Origin of the sequence: Pseudomonas sp. B15(2017), from assembly GCF_002113215.1 — a bacterium.
Classification (GTDB): domain Bacteria; phylum Pseudomonadota; class Gammaproteobacteria; order Pseudomonadales; family Pseudomonadaceae; genus Aquipseudomonas.
Genome location: NZ_NEJZ01000005.1, coordinates 15809 through 32953 on the forward strand (window position 1 = coordinate 15809; position 17145 = coordinate 32953).

Annotated in this window: 14 protein-coding genes; 7 read left to right on the plus strand and 7 right to left on the minus strand. The window is 62.3% G+C overall.

The window, feature by feature from the left end; genetic code table 11:
• Nucleotides 1-236: 236 nt before the first annotated feature.
• Both purL and CAF73_RS09370 read left to right on the plus strand, forming a co-directional pair.
• Complete coding sequence (gene purL / locus CAF73_RS09365; protein WP_085702537.1) at nt 237-4133, plus strand: phosphoribosylformylglycinamidine synthase; 3897 nt, start codon at nt 237-239, stop codon at nt 4131-4133.
• 5 nt (nt 4134-4138) lie between these two features.
• Complete coding sequence (locus CAF73_RS09370; RefSeq protein ID WP_085697250.1) at nt 4139-4450, plus strand: YqfO family protein; 312 nt, start codon at nt 4139-4141, stop codon at nt 4448-4450.
• Nucleotides 4451-5121: 671 nt separating this feature from the next.
• Here CAF73_RS09370 and nagE read toward each other — a convergent pair.
• The 7 genes from nagE to CAF73_RS09405 all read right to left on the minus strand — a co-directional run bounded on the left by nagE (nt 5122) and on the right by CAF73_RS09405 (nt 13781).
• The gene (gene nagE, locus CAF73_RS09375) at nt 5122-6837 is read right to left on the minus strand and encodes an N-acetylglucosamine-specific PTS transporter subunit IIBC (protein ID WP_085702538.1); all 1716 of its coding nucleotides are present in this window, start codon (nt 6835-6837) and stop codon (nt 5122-5124) included.
• Between the two features lie 23 nt (nt 6838-6860).
• Nucleotides 6861-9374 (minus strand): phosphoenolpyruvate--protein phosphotransferase, encoded by a 2514-nt coding sequence (ptsP, locus tag CAF73_RS09380; RefSeq protein WP_085702539.1) that lies wholly within the window; start codon nt 9372-9374, stop codon nt 6861-6863.
• Between the two features lie 35 nt (nt 9375-9409).
• A complete protein-coding gene (locus CAF73_RS09385; protein ID WP_139834825.1) occupies nt 9410-10432 on the minus strand; it encodes an SIS domain-containing protein in 1023 nt (340 codons plus the stop codon).
• The gene (gene nagA, locus CAF73_RS09390) at nt 10413-11519 is read right to left on the minus strand and encodes an N-acetylglucosamine-6-phosphate deacetylase (RefSeq protein WP_085702541.1); all 1107 of its coding nucleotides are present in this window, start codon (nt 11517-11519) and stop codon (nt 10413-10415) included. Before nagA ends, CAF73_RS09385 begins: the two co-directional genes overlap by 20 nt.
• A gap of 30 nt (nt 11520-11549) precedes the next feature.
• The gene (locus CAF73_RS09395; protein WP_085697255.1) at nt 11550-12281 is read right to left on the minus strand and encodes a GntR family transcriptional regulator; all 732 of its coding nucleotides are present in this window, start codon (nt 12279-12281) and stop codon (nt 11550-11552) included.
• A gap of 330 nt (nt 12282-12611) precedes the next feature.
• Nucleotides 12612-13127 (minus strand): murein L,D-transpeptidase family protein, encoded by a 516-nt coding sequence (locus CAF73_RS09400; protein ID WP_007954614.1) that lies wholly within the window; start codon nt 13125-13127, stop codon nt 12612-12614.
• A gap of 102 nt (nt 13128-13229) precedes the next feature.
• Nucleotides 13230-13781 (minus strand): NUDIX hydrolase, encoded by a 552-nt coding sequence (locus CAF73_RS09405; protein ID WP_085702542.1) that lies wholly within the window; start codon nt 13779-13781, stop codon nt 13230-13232.
• Between the two features lie 147 nt (nt 13782-13928).
• On the opposite strand from CAF73_RS09405, the gene CAF73_RS09410 reads away from it, so the two are divergent.
• The 5 genes from CAF73_RS09410 to purT all read left to right on the plus strand — a co-directional run bounded on the left by CAF73_RS09410 (nt 13929) and on the right by purT (nt 17126).
• Nucleotides 13929-14528 (plus strand): CoA pyrophosphatase, encoded by a 600-nt coding sequence (locus CAF73_RS09410; RefSeq protein ID WP_085697257.1) that lies wholly within the window; start codon nt 13929-13931, stop codon nt 14526-14528.
• Between the two features lie 47 nt (nt 14529-14575).
• Entirely contained in the window at nt 14576-15100 is a 525-nt protein-coding gene (locus CAF73_RS09415) for a gamma carbonic anhydrase family protein (RefSeq protein WP_085702543.1), read from the plus strand.
• The gene (locus tag CAF73_RS09420) at nt 15097-15312 is read left to right on the plus strand and encodes a DUF1289 domain-containing protein (protein ID WP_085697259.1); all 216 of its coding nucleotides are present in this window, start codon (nt 15097-15099) and stop codon (nt 15310-15312) included. The genes CAF73_RS09415 and CAF73_RS09420 overlap by 4 nt, the downstream gene beginning before the upstream one ends.
• A gap of 64 nt (nt 15313-15376) precedes the next feature.
• Nucleotides 15377-15844 carry a preQ0 transporter gene (locus CAF73_RS09425; protein ID WP_085697260.1) on the plus strand — a complete coding sequence of 156 codons (468 nt, stop codon included), beginning with the start codon at nt 15377-15379 and terminating at the stop codon, nt 15842-15844.
• Nucleotides 15845-15944: 100 nt separating this feature from the next.
• Entirely contained in the window at nt 15945-17126 is a 1182-nt protein-coding gene (purT, locus tag CAF73_RS09430; RefSeq protein WP_085697261.1) for a formate-dependent phosphoribosylglycinamide formyltransferase, read from the plus strand.
• Nucleotides 17127-17145: the final 19 nt, after the last annotated feature.

The following is a 17145-nucleotide window of genomic DNA, read 5'->3' on the forward strand; positions in this document are numbered from 1 at the left end:
GGGTTGTCTGCTAGGGATCACAAAACCGCTCGAAACCCCGCAGGGACGGGCCCGAAAGGCATTTTGTGACAGAAAAAATAACCGGCGTTCCTGCAGCCGTTAAATTTGACCCTCAAGGCAGGAACACCACTCGACATCCGGGTGCAACCGTGCGTAGCGTTTCGGGTGATGTTGAGGGCGGTTTAGGCTAGAATGCACGGCCTCAAAGCACACCCCTTCCCGAGGCTGTCCCGAAGATGTTGATCCTGCGCGGCGCTCCTGCCCTTTCTGCCTTTCGCCACAGCAAACTCCTTGAGCAACTGAGCCAGAAGGTTCCGGCTGTCAGTGGCTTGTATGCTGAATTCGCTCACTTCGCCGAAGTCACCGGCGTCCTGACCGGCGACGAACAGCAGGTGCTTGCGCGCCTTCTGAAGTACGGTCCAAGCGTTCCGGTTCAAGAGCCGACCGGTCGTCTGTTCCTGGTGTTGCCGCGTTTCGGCACCATCTCGCCATGGTCGAGCAAGGCCAGCGACATCGCCCGCAACTGCGGCCTGAACAAGATCCAGCGCCTGGAGCGCGGCATTGCGTTCTACGTGGCCGGTCAGTTCAGCGAAACCGACGCGCAGCAGATCGCCGACGTACTGCATGACCGCATGACCCAGATCGTTCTGGGCAACCTCGAACAGGCTGCTGGTCTGTTCAGCCACGCCGAACCGAAGCCGCTGACCGCCATCGATATCCTCGGCGGTGGTCGCGCCGCGCTGGAAAAAGCCAACGTCGAACTGGGTCTGGCCTTGGCCGAAGACGAGATCGACTACCTGGTCAACGCCTTCAACGGTCTCAAGCGTAACCCCCACGACATCGAACTGATGATGTTCGCCCAGGCCAACTCCGAGCACTGCCGCCACAAGATCTTCAACGCCAGTTGGGATATTGACGGCGAGAGCCAGGAAAAAAGCCTGTTCGGCATGATCAAGAACACCTATCAGATGCACAGCGAAGGCGTGCTGTCCGCTTACAGGGACAACGCTTCGGTGATCGTCGGCAACGTTGCCGGCCGCTTCTTCCCGGATCCGGAAACCCGCCAGTACGGCGCGGTGCAGGAGCCGGTGCACATCCTGATGAAGGTCGAAACCCACAACCACCCGACCGCGATCGCTCCGTTCCCGGGCGCGTCCACCGGTTCCGGTGGCGAGATCCGCGACGAAGGTGCAACCGGCCGTGGCGCCAAGCCGAAGGCCGGCCTGACCGGTTTCACCGTGTCGAACCTGCAGATCCCGGGCTTCGAACAGCCGTGGGAAGTGCCGTACGGCAAGCCTGAGCGCATCGTCAATGCGCTGGACATCATGATCGAAGGCCCGCTGGGTGGCGCTGCGTTCAACAACGAATTCGGTCGTCCGGCCCTGACCGGCTACTTCCGTACCTTCGAACAGTCGATCACCACTCCGCACGGTGATGAAGTGCGCGGTTACCACAAGCCGATCATGCTGGCGGGCGGCATGGGCAACATCCGTGAAGAACACGTCAAGAAAGGCGAGATCGTCGTCGGCTCCAAGCTGATCGTGCTCGGCGGCCCGGCGATGCTGATCGGTCTGGGCGGCGGCGCTGCTTCCTCCATGGCCACCGGCACCAGCTCGGCGGACCTGGACTTTGCTTCCGTGCAGCGTGAAAACCCTGAAATGGAGCGTCGCTGCCAGGAAGTCATCGACCGTTGCTGGCAGCTGGGCGACAAAAACCCGATCAGCTTCATCCACGACGTGGGGGCTGGCGGTCTGTCCAACGCCTTCCCGGAACTGGTCAACGACGGCGACCGCGGTGGCCGTTTCGAACTGCGCAACATTCCAAACGACGAGCCGGGCATGGCCCCGCACGAAATCTGGTCCAACGAATCCCAGGAGCGTTACGTTCTGGCAGTCGGCCCGGCCGACTTCGAGCGCTTCAAGGCGATCTGTGAACGTGAGCGTTGCCCGTTCGCCGTCGTCGGTGAAGCCACCGCCGAGCCGCAACTGACCGTGACCGACAGCCACTTCGGCAACAACCCGGTGGACATGCCACTGGAAGTGTTGCTGGGCAAGGCACCGCGCATGCACCGTTCGGTGGTTCGCGAAGCCGAGCTGGGCGATGACTTCGATCCGTCGAACCTCGACATCGCCGACTCCATCGAGCGCGTCCTGCACCACCCGGCCGTGGCGAGCAAAAGCTTCCTGATCACCATCGGCGACCGCACCATCACCGGCCTCGTGGCCCGTGACCAGATGGTCGGCCCATGGCAGGTTCCGGTGGCTGACGTTGCCGTTACCGCCACCAGTTTCGACGTCTACACCGGTGAAGCGATGGCGATGGGCGAGCGCACTCCGCTGGCGCTGCTGGACGCTCCGGCGTCGGGTCGCATGGCCATCGGCGAAACCCTGACCAACATTGCCGCCTCGCGCATCAACAAGCTCTCCGACATCAAACTGTCGGCGAACTGGATGTCCGCTGCCGGCCACCCGGGTGAAGACGCGCGTCTGTATGACACCGTGAAAGCGGTCGGCATGGAGCTGTGCCCAGAGCTGGGTCTGACCATTCCGGTGGGCAAGGACTCGATGTCCATGGCCACCCGCTGGAACGACAACGGCGAAGACAAGACCGTCACCTCGCCGATGTCCCTGATCGTGACCGGTTTTGCGCCAGTGGCTGACATCCGTCAGACCCTGACTCCGGAACTGCGCATGGACAAGGGCACCACCGACCTGATCCTGATCGACCTCGGTCGCGGCCAGAACCGCATGGGCGCCTCGATCCTCGCTCAGGTTCACGGCAAGCTCGGCAAGCAGGCCCCGGACGTCGACGACGCCGAAGACCTGAAAGCCTTCTTCGCGGTGATCCAGGGCCTCAATGCCGACGGTCACCTGCTGGCTTACCACGACCGTTCCGACGGTGGTCTGCTGACCTCCGTGGTGGAAATGGCCTTCGCCGGCCACTGCGGTCTGAGCCTGAACCTCGACAGCGTTGCTGAATCCTCGGCAGAAATCGCCGCCATCCTGTTCAACGAAGAACTGGGTGCCGTGATCCAGGTTCGCCAGGACGCCACTCCGAGCATCCTTGCGCAATTCAGCGCTGCCGGTCTGGGCGAATGCGTTTCGGTGATCGGTCAACCGATCAACAACGGCCAGATCAACATCACCTTCAACGGTGACACCGTGTTCGAAGGTCAGCGTCGTCTGCTGCAACGTCAGTGGGCCGAGACCAGCTACCAGATCCAGCGTCTGCGCGACAACGCCGACTGCGCCGAGCAAGAGTTCGATGCGCTGCTGGAAGAAGACAACCCGGGCCTGAGCGTCAAGCTGAGCTACGACGTCAACCAGGACATCGCCGCGCCTTACATCAAGAAAGGCATCCGCCCACAGGTCGCCGTACTGCGTGAGCAGGGCGTCAACGGTCAGGTGGAAATGGCAGCCGCGTTCGACCGCGCCGGTTTCAACGCGATCGACGTGCACATGAGCGACATTCTGGCCGGCCGCGTCGACCTGAACGAGTTCAAGGGTCTGGTGGCCTGCGGTGGCTTCTCCTACGGCGATGTTCTCGGCGCCGGTGAAGGCTGGGCCAAATCCGCGCTGTTCAACAGCCGTGCCCGCGATGCGTTCCAGGGCTTCTTCGAACGTAACGACAGCTTCACCCTCGGCGTGTGCAACGGTTGCCAGATGATGTCCAACCTGCACGAGCTGATTCCGGGCAGCGAGTTCTGGCCGCACTTCGTGCGCAACCGCTCCGAGCAGTTCGAAGCGCGCGTGGCGATGGTTCAGGTTCAGGAATCGAACTCGATCTTCCTGCAGGGCATGGCCGGTTCGCGCATGCCGATCGCTATCGCTCACGGTGAAGGCCATGCCGAATTCGAAAGCGAAGAGGCCCTGCTTGAAGCCGATCTGTCCGGTTGCGTGGCGATGCGTTTCGTCGACAACCACGGCAAGGTCACCGAAGCCTACCCGGCCAACCCGAACGGTTCGCCGCGCGGGATCACCGGCCTCACCAGCCGCGACGGTCGCGTGACGATCATGATGCCGCACCCGGAGCGTGTGTTCCGCGCCGTGCAGAACTCGTGGCGTTCGGAAGACTGGAACGAAGACGCTCCTTGGATGCGCATGTTCCGTAACGCTCGTGTGTGGGTGAACTAAGCGCTGTGTACAAGCTTGCGTTTTTTGTTCCCGACAGCCATGTCGAGGTGGTCAAGGACGCTGTATTCGCTGCCGGTGGCGGGCGGATCGGTGACTATGACCACTGTGCCTGGCAGGTGCTTGGATCTGGTCAGTTTCGGCCTCTGGACGGCAGTCAGCCGTTCATTGGCGAGGCGGGGCAGGTTGAGCGGGTCGAGGAGTGGAAGGTTGAGCTTGTTGTTGGCGATGAGTTGATTCACTCGGTAGTGGCGGCTCTTAAGTTGAGCCATCCCTACGAGACGCCGGCTTATGAAGTGTGGCGACTGGAGGATTTTTGATCCTCCTTGGCTGCTGAAATGAAAACCCGCTGAGAGTGATTTCAGCGGGTTTTTTGGTTTTTTGGGTTTGGGGTTGGGGTTGGGATTGAGTGAATATCCGTTGCTGCGGTAACGGCTTCTTATGGTTTCGCCCTTACGGCGAGTCACTTTTTTCAAACGCCAAAAAAGTAACCAAAAACGCTGGGCCCCTGCGTTCGGCGCCTCGCTGTGGCTCGGCGTTCCTTCGTTCCGGGATTCATCCGGGGGCATCGCCTACGGTTTGCTTCGCTGCACCTCCTCTCGATGCATGCGGCTGCGCCGCACGGTCGCTGCGCTCCCACCCCCGGATAAATCCCTCCACTCAGCCTGCCGATGGGGCCGGCACGTCAAAAGCGGTACTTGAGCTAACGCTCATTGTGTTGAGTGGTGGGAAGCAGGAAGCAGGAAGCAAAAGTTAGCTGTGTACTGCTTGATCGTTCCCACGCTCCGCGTGGGAATGCAGCCTGGGACGCTCCGCGTTCCATTTTCGAATGTTTAAAGATGTGTGGGATTTACCGAATCTTCCCATTTGGTTTGAGCTTGCCTCTCGCAAGCTCCGGTCCTGCGGTGGTTGCTTCAAATGGAACAGGAAACCCGGCCTAGGCCGGGTTCCCTGGTTGTAACCGCTTCACGTCAAAACTGGATGGCGACCATCAGACCTTCGCACTCACCTCACTCCTATTAACCAACCCCTCCAACGCCGCACTCAAACTCTGCGCCCGCTCACCCACCAGCAAGTGCCATACGCCATCTTCCAGTGCGCTCACACCCAGACATCCAAGCTCTTTCAATCGGCTTTCCGACAGCGCCTTGCCATCGGCCAGTTGCAGGCGAATCCGGCTCATGGCGATGCAGTCCAGTTGCAGCACGTTGTCGCTGCCGCCCAGAGCAGTCAGCCATTGCTGGGCCTGGGGTGTGGAGACTGTGACGGGCTCGCTGGTTTCAACGACGTCGACAGGGGCAGCCATTACGGTTCGGCCCAATGCGGGCATTGCCAGGCGGATTTCGTCGGCAATGCTGTCGGCCATCGGCCCGACAACCACCTGCAAGCTCCCGCCCTTGCCCGGACGCACAACGGCCATCGCGCCCAGCGCTTTCAGATCGGCGTCCGAGGCTTTGTTGCGATCCACCATTTCCAGGCGCAGCCGCGTGGTGCATGCGCCGACCGTGACCAGATTCTCCGCGCCGCCGAGTGCCTTGATGTAAGCAGCGGCGCGTTCGTTTTCGGTCAGGACCGCTTTGTCTGCGGTGGCAACGTCTTCACGCCCCGGTGTCTTCAGGTTGAAGCGGCGGATACAGAAATCGAACACCGCGTAGTAGATGACCGCATAAACCAGGCCCACCGGCACCACCAGCCAGCCGTTGGTCGAGCGTCCCCAGCCCAGCACCATATCGATGAAACCGCCGGAGAAGGTGAAGCCCAAGTGGATGTTCAGCGCATTGGTGATTGCCATCGACAGGCCGGTCAGCAGCGCATGCAGCAGAAACAGCAGTGGTGCGAGGAACATGAAGGCGAATTCGATGGGTTCGGTGACGCCGGTGAGGAACGCGGTCAGGGCCATCGACAGGAAGATCCCGCCCATGACTTTGCGCCGCTCCGGCAGGGCGTTGCGGTACATCGCCAGGCAGGCGGCGGGGAGGCCGAAGATCATGACCGGGAACATGCCGGTCATGAACTGGCCGCCTTTCGGGTCGCCGGCGAAATAGCGGGACAAGTCACCGGTGACCAGTGCGCCGGTGGTCGGGTCGGTAAAGTTGCCGAACACGAACCACGCCATGTTGTTGAGGATATGGTGCAGGCCGGTGACGATCAGCAGGCGGTTGAACACGCCAAAGACGAAGGCGCCGAAGCTGCCGCTTTCCATCAGCAGGGTGCCGAAGCTGTTGATGCCGTGTTGGATCGGCGGCCATATGTAGCCGAACAGCACGCCCAGGCCGACCGCGCTGAAACCGGTGACGATGGGGACGAAGCGCCGGCCGCCGAAGAACGCCAGGTACTCCGGCAGCTTGATGTCCTTGAAACGGTTGTACAGCGCGCCGGCCATCAGGCCGCTGACGATCCCGGCGAGCATGCCCATGTTGATGCTCGCGTCGAGCACCTTGAGGGTGGAGATCATCACCAGGTAACCGATCACCCCGGCGAGGCCGGCGGTGCCGTTGTTGTCCTTGGCAAACCCGACCGCGATGCCGATGGCGAAGATCATCGCCAGGTTGGCGAAGATCACCTGACCGGCGTCGTGGATGATCGCGATGTTCAGGAGGTCGGTGTCGCCCAGGCGCAGCAGCAGGCCGGCGATCGGCAGGATCGCGATTGGCAGCATCAGCGCCCGGCCGAGGCGTTGCAGGCCTTCGATGAAGAGTTGGTACATGGCGTTTGTCCTTGTTGTTTTTGTTAGCGCAGAGGCCAGTGTTGATGACAGGCATGCCGCACCGCGGCGGCGCTGCTCAGCTTGAGCAAGTCCCGGGCGAGGCGTTGGCATTCGGCTTCGTGCAACTGGCGCACGCGGTCCTTGATTTCGCCGATCTGTACCGGGCTCACCGACAGTTCGGTCACGCCCAGGCCGATCAACACCGGCGTCGCCAGCGGATCCGAGGCGAGGGCGCCGCACACGCCGACCCAGCGTTTATGCAGCGCCGCGCCGTCGCAGGTCATGGCGATCAGGCGCAGCAGCGCCGGGTGCAAGGCATCGACCCGTGCGGCGAGGCCGGCGTGGTCGCGGTCCATGGCCAGGGTGTATTGCGACAGGTCGTTGGTGCCGATGGACAGGAAGTCCGCGTGCTCGGCCAGTTGTTCAGCCTGCAGCGCAGCGGCCGGAACTTCGATCATCACGCCGATTTCCGGACGTTGATTGATGCCCAGCTCCAGACACAGCGCATCGACCCGCTGGCGGATGTGCAGCAGTTCGTCGACTTCGGTCACCATCGGCAACAGGATCCGGCAGCGCTGCAACGGGCTGACTTGCAGCAGGGCGCGCAGTTGCTGATCGAGGATTTCCGGGCGGGCCTGGGCCAGACGAATACCGCGCAGACCGAGCACCGGGTTGGCTTCGACCGGCAGTGGCAGGTAGTCGAGTTGTTTGTCGCCGCCGACGTCGATGGTGCGGATGATTACCGACTTGTCGCCCATGGCATCGATCACGGCTTGATAGGCGGCGCGTTGCTCTTCGACATCCGGTGCAGTGTGGCGGTCGACGAACAGGAACTCGGTACGCAGCAGGCCGACGCCATCGGCGCCGTTGGCAAATGCATCCGCCGCTTCATGGCTGGAGGCGACGTTGGCGACCACTTCGATAGCGACGCCGTTGCGGGTTTCGGCGGGCAGATGGGCTTTGGCTTGCTGGGCATTGCGCCGTTGCTGTCGGTCGATTTGCGCTTGTTGGACCTCGGCCAGACGCTCGGCATTCGGCGTCAGTTCGAGGCGACCGCCGTCGGCGTCGAGGACCACCGATTGGCCTTGTGCTTGGTCGAGCAGCGCCGAGCCCAGTGCAACCATGCACGGCAGGCCTTTGCCTCGGGCCAGAATCGCCACGTGGGAAGTCGCACCACCTTCAGCCATGCACAAGCCCGCTACACCTTGCGCGCTCAGTTGCAGCAAGTCCGACGGCGTCAGTTCGTGGGCGGCGACAATGGCGCCGGCCGGCACGTCGTAGTGCCAGGCTTCGCCAAGCAGCGCGCGCAGCACCCGTTGCCTGAGGTCGCGCAGATCGTTGGCGCGCTCGGCCAGCAGCGGGCTGCCGGTGTTTTGCAGTACCTCGCATTGCGCGTCGATGGATTGGCTCCAGGCGTGGGTCGCCGCCGTGCCGGTTTCAATTGATTGCTGGGCAGCGTCGAGCAGGGCCGGGTCTTCCAGCAAGGCCAGGTGCGCGGCGAAAATCGCTTCTTCGTCGGCATTACGCTGTTTTTTCGCCTGGGCGAGGGTGCTGTTGATTTCGCTGCGAACCTGATTCAGCGCGGTGTCGAGAATCTGCAACTGTTGCTCGGGCTGATGATTGCCACTGTCGGCTGGCAGGCTGATTGCGTTCAAGCGAAACAGCGACCCGCCGACCAGGCCCGGTGCGGCGCAAACACCGTGCAACACGCCAGCCTCGGCCGGACGATTACGTGGGGCGGAGGCAACCGGCGCGGCGGCATGATGATCTTCGGGCAGGGCGGTGGCCAATGCGGTGAGCAAGGCTTGCAACGCCGCCTGTGCGTCGGGGCCCTGGCAACTGACCTGCACTTCGTCCTGCTCGCCAATCGCCAGGCCCATCAAACCGATGAGGCTGTTGCACGGCGCCGATTTGCCGGCGAAATGCAGCTGCGACTGGCTCTTGAAACCTTGCGCTGTCTGGCGGATCAACGCCGCCGGGCGTGCATGCAGACCACCGCGATGGGCGATCCGCACGTGACCGTGAACTTCCGGGCCGCCAGGTTCTTCGATGTTCGCCGCAACGCTGCGACGAGCGACGATGTGCAGCAGCGGTTCACCGACCTTCACCGTTTTCAGCGTAATGGGGCGCGCCTGGAAATCCTGGCTGTTGGTCAGGATCAACAGGCTGACCAGGCTTTTGCACTGGCGGCCGACCTTGTCCAGGTCATAGCGCAACAACGGCTGGCCACTGCTGACCCGCGCGCCTTCCTTGACCAGCATCGAGAACCCTTCGCCCTGCAACTCCACCGTGTCCAGGCCGAGGTGCAACAACAGCTCGGCGCCGTTGTCAGCGCGCACGGTCAGTGCGTGGCCGGTGCGGGCGACGTGGATCACCACGCCGGCGCAGGGCGAATACAAGGTGTCGTTCAGCGGATCGATGGCAATGCCGTCGCCCATCGCGCCGCTGGCGAACACCGCGTCCGGGACTTTGGCGAGCGTGAGCACCGGGCCGCTGAGCGGGGCGCTTAAAGTCAGCTCTTTATTGTTGTTGTGCATGGCTCGGTCTCATCAGGAAAACGTTCGGTTCGGACTCAGTGCGTACGGGTGACTTTGCTCAGGTGTCGCGGCTGATCCGGGTCCATGCCACGGGCCACGGCCAGACCGGCCGCCATCACGTAGAAACTCTGGATCGCCAGGATCGGATCGAGCGCCGGGTGCTCGGCACGGCTCAAGGTCAGGTCGCGTTCGCTGACATCATCCGGCGCGGCCAGCAGCACGCGGGCACCGCGCTGGCGCATTTCGGCCGCCAAGCTCAGCAGGCCGGCCTGTTCGGCACCGCGCGGGGCGAACACCAGCAGCGGGTAATGTTCGTCGATCAGGGCCATCGGGCCGTGACGGACTTCGGCGCTGCTGAAGGCTTCGGCCTGGATCGCCGAGGTTTCCTTGAATTTCAGTGCGGCTTCCTGAGCGATGGCGAAACCGGCGCCACGGCCGATCACCATCAACCGCTCGCAATCGCGCAGTGCGTCGATGGCCGGGCTCCAGTCCTGTTGCGCGGCTTCGCGCAGGCCTTCGGGCAGGGCGTTGTGCGCATCCAGCAATTCGCTGTCTTCTTTCCAGTGCGCGATCAGACGGGCGCTGGCACTGAGGGTGGCGATGAAACTCTTGGTCGCGGCGACGCTGCTTTCGGTGCCGGCCAGCAATGGCAGGCTGAATTCGCACGCAGCCTCCAGCGGCGAATCGGCGGCGTTGACCATCGACACGCTGAGGGCACCGCGCTTGCGCAGCAGACGCAGGCTGTTGACCAGATCCGGGCTCTGGCCCGACTGGGAAAACGCAAACGCGACCTGACCGCTGACCTTCAACGGCGCCTGCTGCATGGTCACCACCGACATCGGCAACGACGCCACCGGTACGCCAAGTTGCTGCATGGTCAGGTAGGCGAAGTAGCTCGCCGCATGGTCGGAACTGCCACGGGCAACGGTCATTGCCACTTGCGGCGGCTGACGACGCAGGCGCCCGGCGATCTCGATCATGTGCGGATCGAGTTGTTGCAGTTGGGCTTGCACGGCCTCGAACGAGGACAGCGCCTCCTCAAGCATTTTTGAAGTCAATGTCTTCTCCTTCGACCATGACGGCGGTCAGTGTGAGTGAGCGATCCAGCCGCACGCAGTCGGCCCAGGCGCCGGGTTGCAGGCGTCCGCGTTCGGTGATGCCGAGGTAGTCGGCGGGGAATTGCGAAAGACGTTGCGAGGCCTCGGTGATCGGCAGACCGATCTTCACCAGATTGCGCAGGGCCTGATCCATGGTCAGGGTGCTGCCGGCCAAGGTGCCGTCGGGCAGGCGCACGCCGCCCAGGCATTTGGTGACGGTGTGGCTGCCGAGCTTGTACTCGCCGTCGGGCATGCCGGCGGCGGCGGTCGAATCGGTCACGCAGTACAGGCACGGAATCGAGCGCAGGGCGACGCGGATCGCGCCGGGGTGTACGTGCAGCAAGTCCGGAATCAGTTCGGCGAATTTGGCGTGGGCCAGTGCCGCGCCGACGATGCCCGGCTCGCGGTGATGCAGCGGGCTCATGGCGTTGTACAAATGCGTGAAGCTGGTGGCGCCGGCTTCGAGGGCGGCGACGCCTTCCTCGTAACTGCCGAGGGTGTGGCCGATCTGCATGCGGATGCCACGGCGGCTCAGTTCGCGAATCAAGCCGTCATGGCCGGCGATTTCCGGGGCGATAGTGATCACCCGAATCGGCGCGAGTGCCAGATACTCTTCAACTTCGGCCATCAACGCGGTGTGGGCGAAGTTCGGTTGGGCGCCGAGTTTGCCGGGATTGATGTACGGACCTTCGAGGTGAACCCCGAGCACCCGTGCGGCACCTTTCGGACGCTGCTCGCAGAATTCGCCGACTTCCTTGAGCACGCTGGCAATCTCGACCCTCGGCGCGGTCATGGTAGTGGCCAACAGCGAGGTGGTACCGAAGCGCACGTGGGTCCTGGTGATGGTTTCGAACGCGCTGGCGCCTTCCATGATGTCCTTGCCGCCACCGCCGTGGACGTGCAGATCGATGAAACCCGGCAGCAGATACGGCAAGTCATTGGTCGCCGGATCGCAAGGCTCGCCTTCGATCGACACGACTCTGCCGTGTTCGTGGATCAGCCGGCCGCGAACCCAGCCGTCAGCGGTGAGGATGTTGTCTTCAGACATTTCGCTTCTCTCGTTTGGCCTGGCTGCTGATCAGCGGCGAAGCTCTGCAACAAAGTCGTAGTAGTCGTTGCGGCAATAGGTGTCGGTGACTTCGATCGGCGTGTTGTCTTCCAGATAGCCGACCCGGGTCATCAGCAGCATCGCGGTGCCGGGAGCGATGCCGACCAGCGCGGCGAACTCGTCCGAGGCGTTGATCGCCTGGATGTGCTGCAACGCGCGCACGATCGGTTTGCCGATGCTGTCGAGGTGTTCGTAGAGGGAATCGCCCACCACCTGTGGCTTGGGCATGATCGAGGCGGGCAGGGTGCTCATCTCGATGGCCATCACCGTGTCGTCGGCTTTGCGCAGGCGTTTCATGCGCGCGACCTTGTCGTTCGGCGACAGACCGAGTCGGATCAGTTCTTCGTGGGTGGGCAGGGAGATTTCCCGCTCGAGCCATTGCGAGCTGGGTACGAACCCCTTGAGACGCAGCATCTCGCTGAAACCCGACAGGCGCGACAGCGGTTGTTCAAGGCGCGGGGTGATGAAGGTGCCGGAGCCTTGCAGGCGTCGGATCAAACCCTGATCGAGCAGGACTTCCAGCGCCTTGCGGGCGGTGACCCGGGAAATCCCCAGCATCTCGCTCAGATTGCGCTCCGAGGGCATTGCCTGTTCGGCTTTCCACTGGCCTGCATGGATCGCCGCTTCCAGGTTGCGCGCCAGTTGCAGGTACAGCGGCGTCGGCTGGGAGTCGTCTGGGCGTAGGGCGTGGAGGTCGTTCATGTAAGGCATTTCCGGCGCTGATATAGGATTGTTGTCGCTCGGTAGTGCGGCGAAAACTAATACCACTTGCATACCATGTCAACGCGTCGGAAACGCCTGTAGTCCCTTGGGTTCGGGTGTTTGAGAAAGGGTGGTTTCAAGTGGTATTAGAGGTGCAGGCGGAAAAGCAAAAGATCGCAGTCTGCGGCAGTTCTGGCGGGTGAAAGTGGTATCACCGTTCAGACGTTGCCGCAGGCTGCGATCTTTTTGATTTATTTTTTGCGAGCGACCAATGGTCGGGAGATAGGGCCGCTTTGCGGCCCTCAGAGCGCAAGCGCTCCGGTCACAGACTCAAGGGCGGATTTCGATCATCGTGCCGTCCGGCACCAGGTTCCAGACTTCGCGCATGTCGACGTTGCGCATGGCGATGCAGCCGTCGGTCCAGTCCAGGGTGTGGAACAGTTGCTCGGGGTTGTCCTCGGAGTCCGGCGTACCGTGGATCATGATCATCCCGCCAGGCTCGACGCCTTCGCGACGGGCGCGGGCGGAGTCGCTGATGTTCGGGTAGGAGATGTGCATCGACAGGTTGAATTTGTCGCTGGTCTTGCGCCAGTCGATCCAATAGAAACCTTCCGGCGTGCGCTTGTCGCCCTCAATCAGCTTCGGACCCTTTTTCGCGCCTTTGCCCAGGGAAATGCGATAGCTCTTGAGTGGCTTGCCGTCGGCAATCAGCTGCAGTTGATGGGCCGATTTGAGCACCAGTACTTTTTCGATGAGCGGGGTGTTTGAAGGCGTCACGGTGGTCACGAATGACGCTTGAGAGACGGTGACGAACGACAGGCAGAACAGGGCAAGCAACCAGCGCATTGAAACGATTCCCCAGATATGAAGCAGATACTTTATTTATAGAGAGTGTGCAGTCGCTGTCGCGGGCTGCGTTAGCCGGTTATCGGCCGGCCGCCGTCGAAATCAAGTGGTGGCCGGTTGCGCGAGCGGCGGGATCGATTCGGAACGAACCGGATAGACCTCGACGCGCCGGTCGGCGAAGAAGCATTCCAGGGTACGGCCCACCGTGCGAAAAGCCAGCTCGTCCCAGGGAATGTCTTCCTCGTCGAACAGTTGCACTTCCAGGCTTTCAGGGCCGGCGGCGAAGTCCAGATCCGCCAGCTCGGCGCGGAAAAACACATGCACCTGACTGATGTGCGGCACGTCGATCAGGGTATAGATGCTCAGGTTGCGTACCCGGGCGCAGGCTTCCTCGGCGGTTTCGCGGATGGCGGCCTGCTCGATGGTTTCGCCGTTCTCCATGAACCCGGCGGGCAACGTCCAGTAACCGAGGCGTGGCTCGATGGCGCGGCGACACAGCAGGACTTTGCTGCCCCAGGTCGGCACGCAACCGGCCACGATATTGGGGTTCTGGTAGTGAATCGTCTGACAGCTGCCGCAGACAAATCGCAGCCGCGAGTCGCCTTCGGGAATGCGCTGGGTCACCGGGTTGCCGCACTGGCTGCAAAATTTCATGCTGGGGTTCCTGAATGCTGCGCCTATCTTGGCGTGCAGCGGTGTCAGTCGGCAAGTTGTCGTTTCGCGACATGACGCCCGTCCGGGGCTTGGGCGGTCGCAATGATTGGTGCATGATGCAGGGCAAGGCACCGATCGAGAACACTTATGCTGGACGAGCTACTGCACCGGGTAAGCAATCACACGCCGCGCACGCTGGAGACCGACACGCGTTTCCCCGAGGCCGCTGTCCTGGTGCCGATTACTCGCAGTGACGAACCCGAACTTGTCCTCACCCTGCGCGCCAGCGGGCTCTCGACCCACGGCGGCGAAGTCGCCTTCCCCGGTGGGCGACGGGATCCGGAAGACCCGGACCTGACGTTCACCGCCCTGCGCGAAGCCGAAGAGGAAATCGGCCTGCCACCGGGACTGGTCGAAGTGATCGGTCCACTCAGCCCGCTTATTTCCCTGCATGGCATCAAGGTCACGCCGTATGTCGGGGTGATTCCCGACTTTGTCGAATACCAGGCCAATGATGCCGAGATCGCTGCGGTGTTCAGTGTGCCGCTGGAGTTCTTCCGCAAGGATCCGCGCGAACATACCCACCGCATCGACTATCAGGGTCGCAGTTGGTACGTGCCGAGCTATCGTTTCGGCGAATACAAGATCTGGGGGCTGACGGCGATCATGATCGTCGAGTTGATCAACCTGCTCTATGACGCCAGAATCAGCCTGCATGAGCCGCCAAAAAGCTTTATCAATACCTGAAGCCATCGTTCGAATGGTCAGCCATCGTGAGCCCTGAGGAAAACAAGATGAAATACCGCCTGGGCGACGCCCGTGTCGAAACCCATCCGCAGAGCTGGGTCGCCCCCAATGCCGTGCTGGTGGGCAAGGTCAGACTGGAAGAAGGCGCCAACGTCTGGTTCAACGCCGTGTTGCGCGGCGACAACGAACTGATCCTGATCGGCAAGAACAGCAACGTGCAGGACGGCACGGTGATGCACACCGACATGGGCTATCCGCTGACCATCGGCACCGGCGTGACCATCGGCCACAATGCCATGCTTCACGGTTGCACGGTCGGCGACTACAGCCTGATCGGCATCAACGCGGTCATCCTCAACGGCGCGAAAATCGGCAAGAACTGCATCATCGGCGCCAACGCGCTGATCGGCGAAGGCAAGGAAATCCCTGACGGTTCACTGGTGATGGGCTCGCCAGGCAAGGTGGTGCGCGAACTCACCGAGCCGCAGAAGAAGATGCTCGAGGCCAGCGCCGCGCACTATGTGCATAACTCACAGCGCTATGCGCGCGATCTGGTCGAGCAGGAAGAATGACAACCCCGGAAAGACCCGTCGCCTCGCCGTGCGTGAGCATTTGCGCGCTGGACGAAGACGACATTTGCACCGGTTGCCAGCGCACGGTAGAGGAGATCACCCGCTGGAGCCGGATGACCAACGACGAGCGGCGGGCGGTGCTGGGGTTGTGTCATGAGCGGGCGAAGGCGAGCGGGCTGGTCTGGATGATCGGCAAAACGCCAGGGCAATAATCGATTTGATTGGCGTCATCGAAGGGCTGAAGTAACCTGTGCGCCAAATTGACAGGTCACGCCCATGATTTTCCTCATCGCCTACATCAGCAGCGTCGTGCTGATCAACTTTGCCTTCTCCACCGCACCGCACCTGGACATCATCTGGTCGGCCTGGGGCGGGCTGGTTTTCGTCTTGCGCGACATGGTGCAGATCCGGTTCGGCCACGGCGCGATCCTGGCGATGCTGGCGGCGCTGGTGCTGTCCTATGTCACGTCCGATCCGTCGATCGCGTTGGCCAGTGCCACGGCATTCGCGGTCTCGGAGTGCATCGACTGGCTGGTATTCACCGTCACCAGGCGCCCGCTGCGTGACCGGTTGTGGATCAGCTCGGCGCTGAGCATTCCCCTCGACACCTTCATCTTCTTCGGCATGATCGACCTGCTGACACCGCCAGTGCTCATCACTGCATTGGCCTCGAAGTTCGCCGGTGTCACCGCCGTCTGGCTGATCATGGCCTGGCGTGAACGCAAACAGGCTGTCGCCGGCTGAAGCCAAACCCTCAGGTTCATGTAAAATGCCGCGCTTTCTCCCCATGGAAAGCGCGTCTGGCGTTGCTTTCCTCGATGATCCGCTTCTTTGAGGACCTGAGATGACCCGTATCGGAACTCCATTGTCGCCGACCGCGACCCGCGTATTGCTGTGTGGCTGTGGTGAGTTGGGCAAGGAAGTGGTGATCGAGCTGCAACGCCTGGGCGTTGAAGTGATTGCCGTCGACCGCTACGCCAATGCGCCGGCCATGCAGGTTGCCCATCGCAGCCACGTGATCAACATGCTCGACGGTGCCGCCCTGCGTGCAGTGATCGAAGCCGAGAAGCCGCACTTCATCGTGCCGGAAATCGAAGCTATCGCCACCGCCACCCTGGTGGAGCTGGAAGCCGAAGGCTTCACCGTGATCCCGACTGCTCGCGCCGCGCAACTGACCATGAACCGCGAAGGCATCCGTCGTCTGGCCGCCGAAGAACTGGATCTGCCGACTTCGCCATACCACTTCGCCGACACCTTCGAGGACTACAGCAAAGCCGTTCAGGACCTGGGTTTCCCGTGCGTCGTCAAACCGGTGATGAGTTCGTCGGGCAAGGGCCAGAGCCTGCTGCGCAGCGCCGATGACGTGCAGAAGGCCTGGGATTACGCACAAGAGGGCGGTCGCGCCGGCAAAGGTCGCGTGATCATCGAAGGCTTCATCGATTTCGACTACGAAATCACTCTGCTGACCGTGCGTCATGTCGGTGGCACTACGTTCTGTGCGCCGGTCGGCCACCGTCAGGAGAAGGGCGACTATCAGGAATCCTGGCAGCCACAGGCCATGAGCCCAATCGCACTGGCTGAATCCGAGCGCGTTGCCAAAGCCGTGACCGAAGCGTTGGGCGGTCGTGGCCTGTTCGGCGTCGAATTGTTCATCAAGGGCGATCAAGTGTGGTTCAGCGAAGTGTCGCCGCGTCCACACGACACCGGTCTGGTGACCCTGATTTCCCAGGACCTGTCGCAGTTCGCCCTGCACGCCCGGGCGATCCTCGGCCTGCCGGTACCGCTGATCCGTCAGTTCGGCCCATCGGCTTCGGCAGTGATTCTGGTGGAAGGTCAGTCGACCCAGACCGCATTCGCCAACCTCGGCGCGGCACTGAGTGAACCGGATACCGCGCTGCGTCTGTTCGGCAAGCCTGAGGTCAACGGCCAGCGCCGCATGGGTGTTGCACTGGCCCGTGACGAGTCGATTGAAGCCGCTCGTGCCAAGGCGACCCGTGCTTCCCAGGCTGTTGTTGTAGAGCTGTAAACCGAGTCACATCCATCGC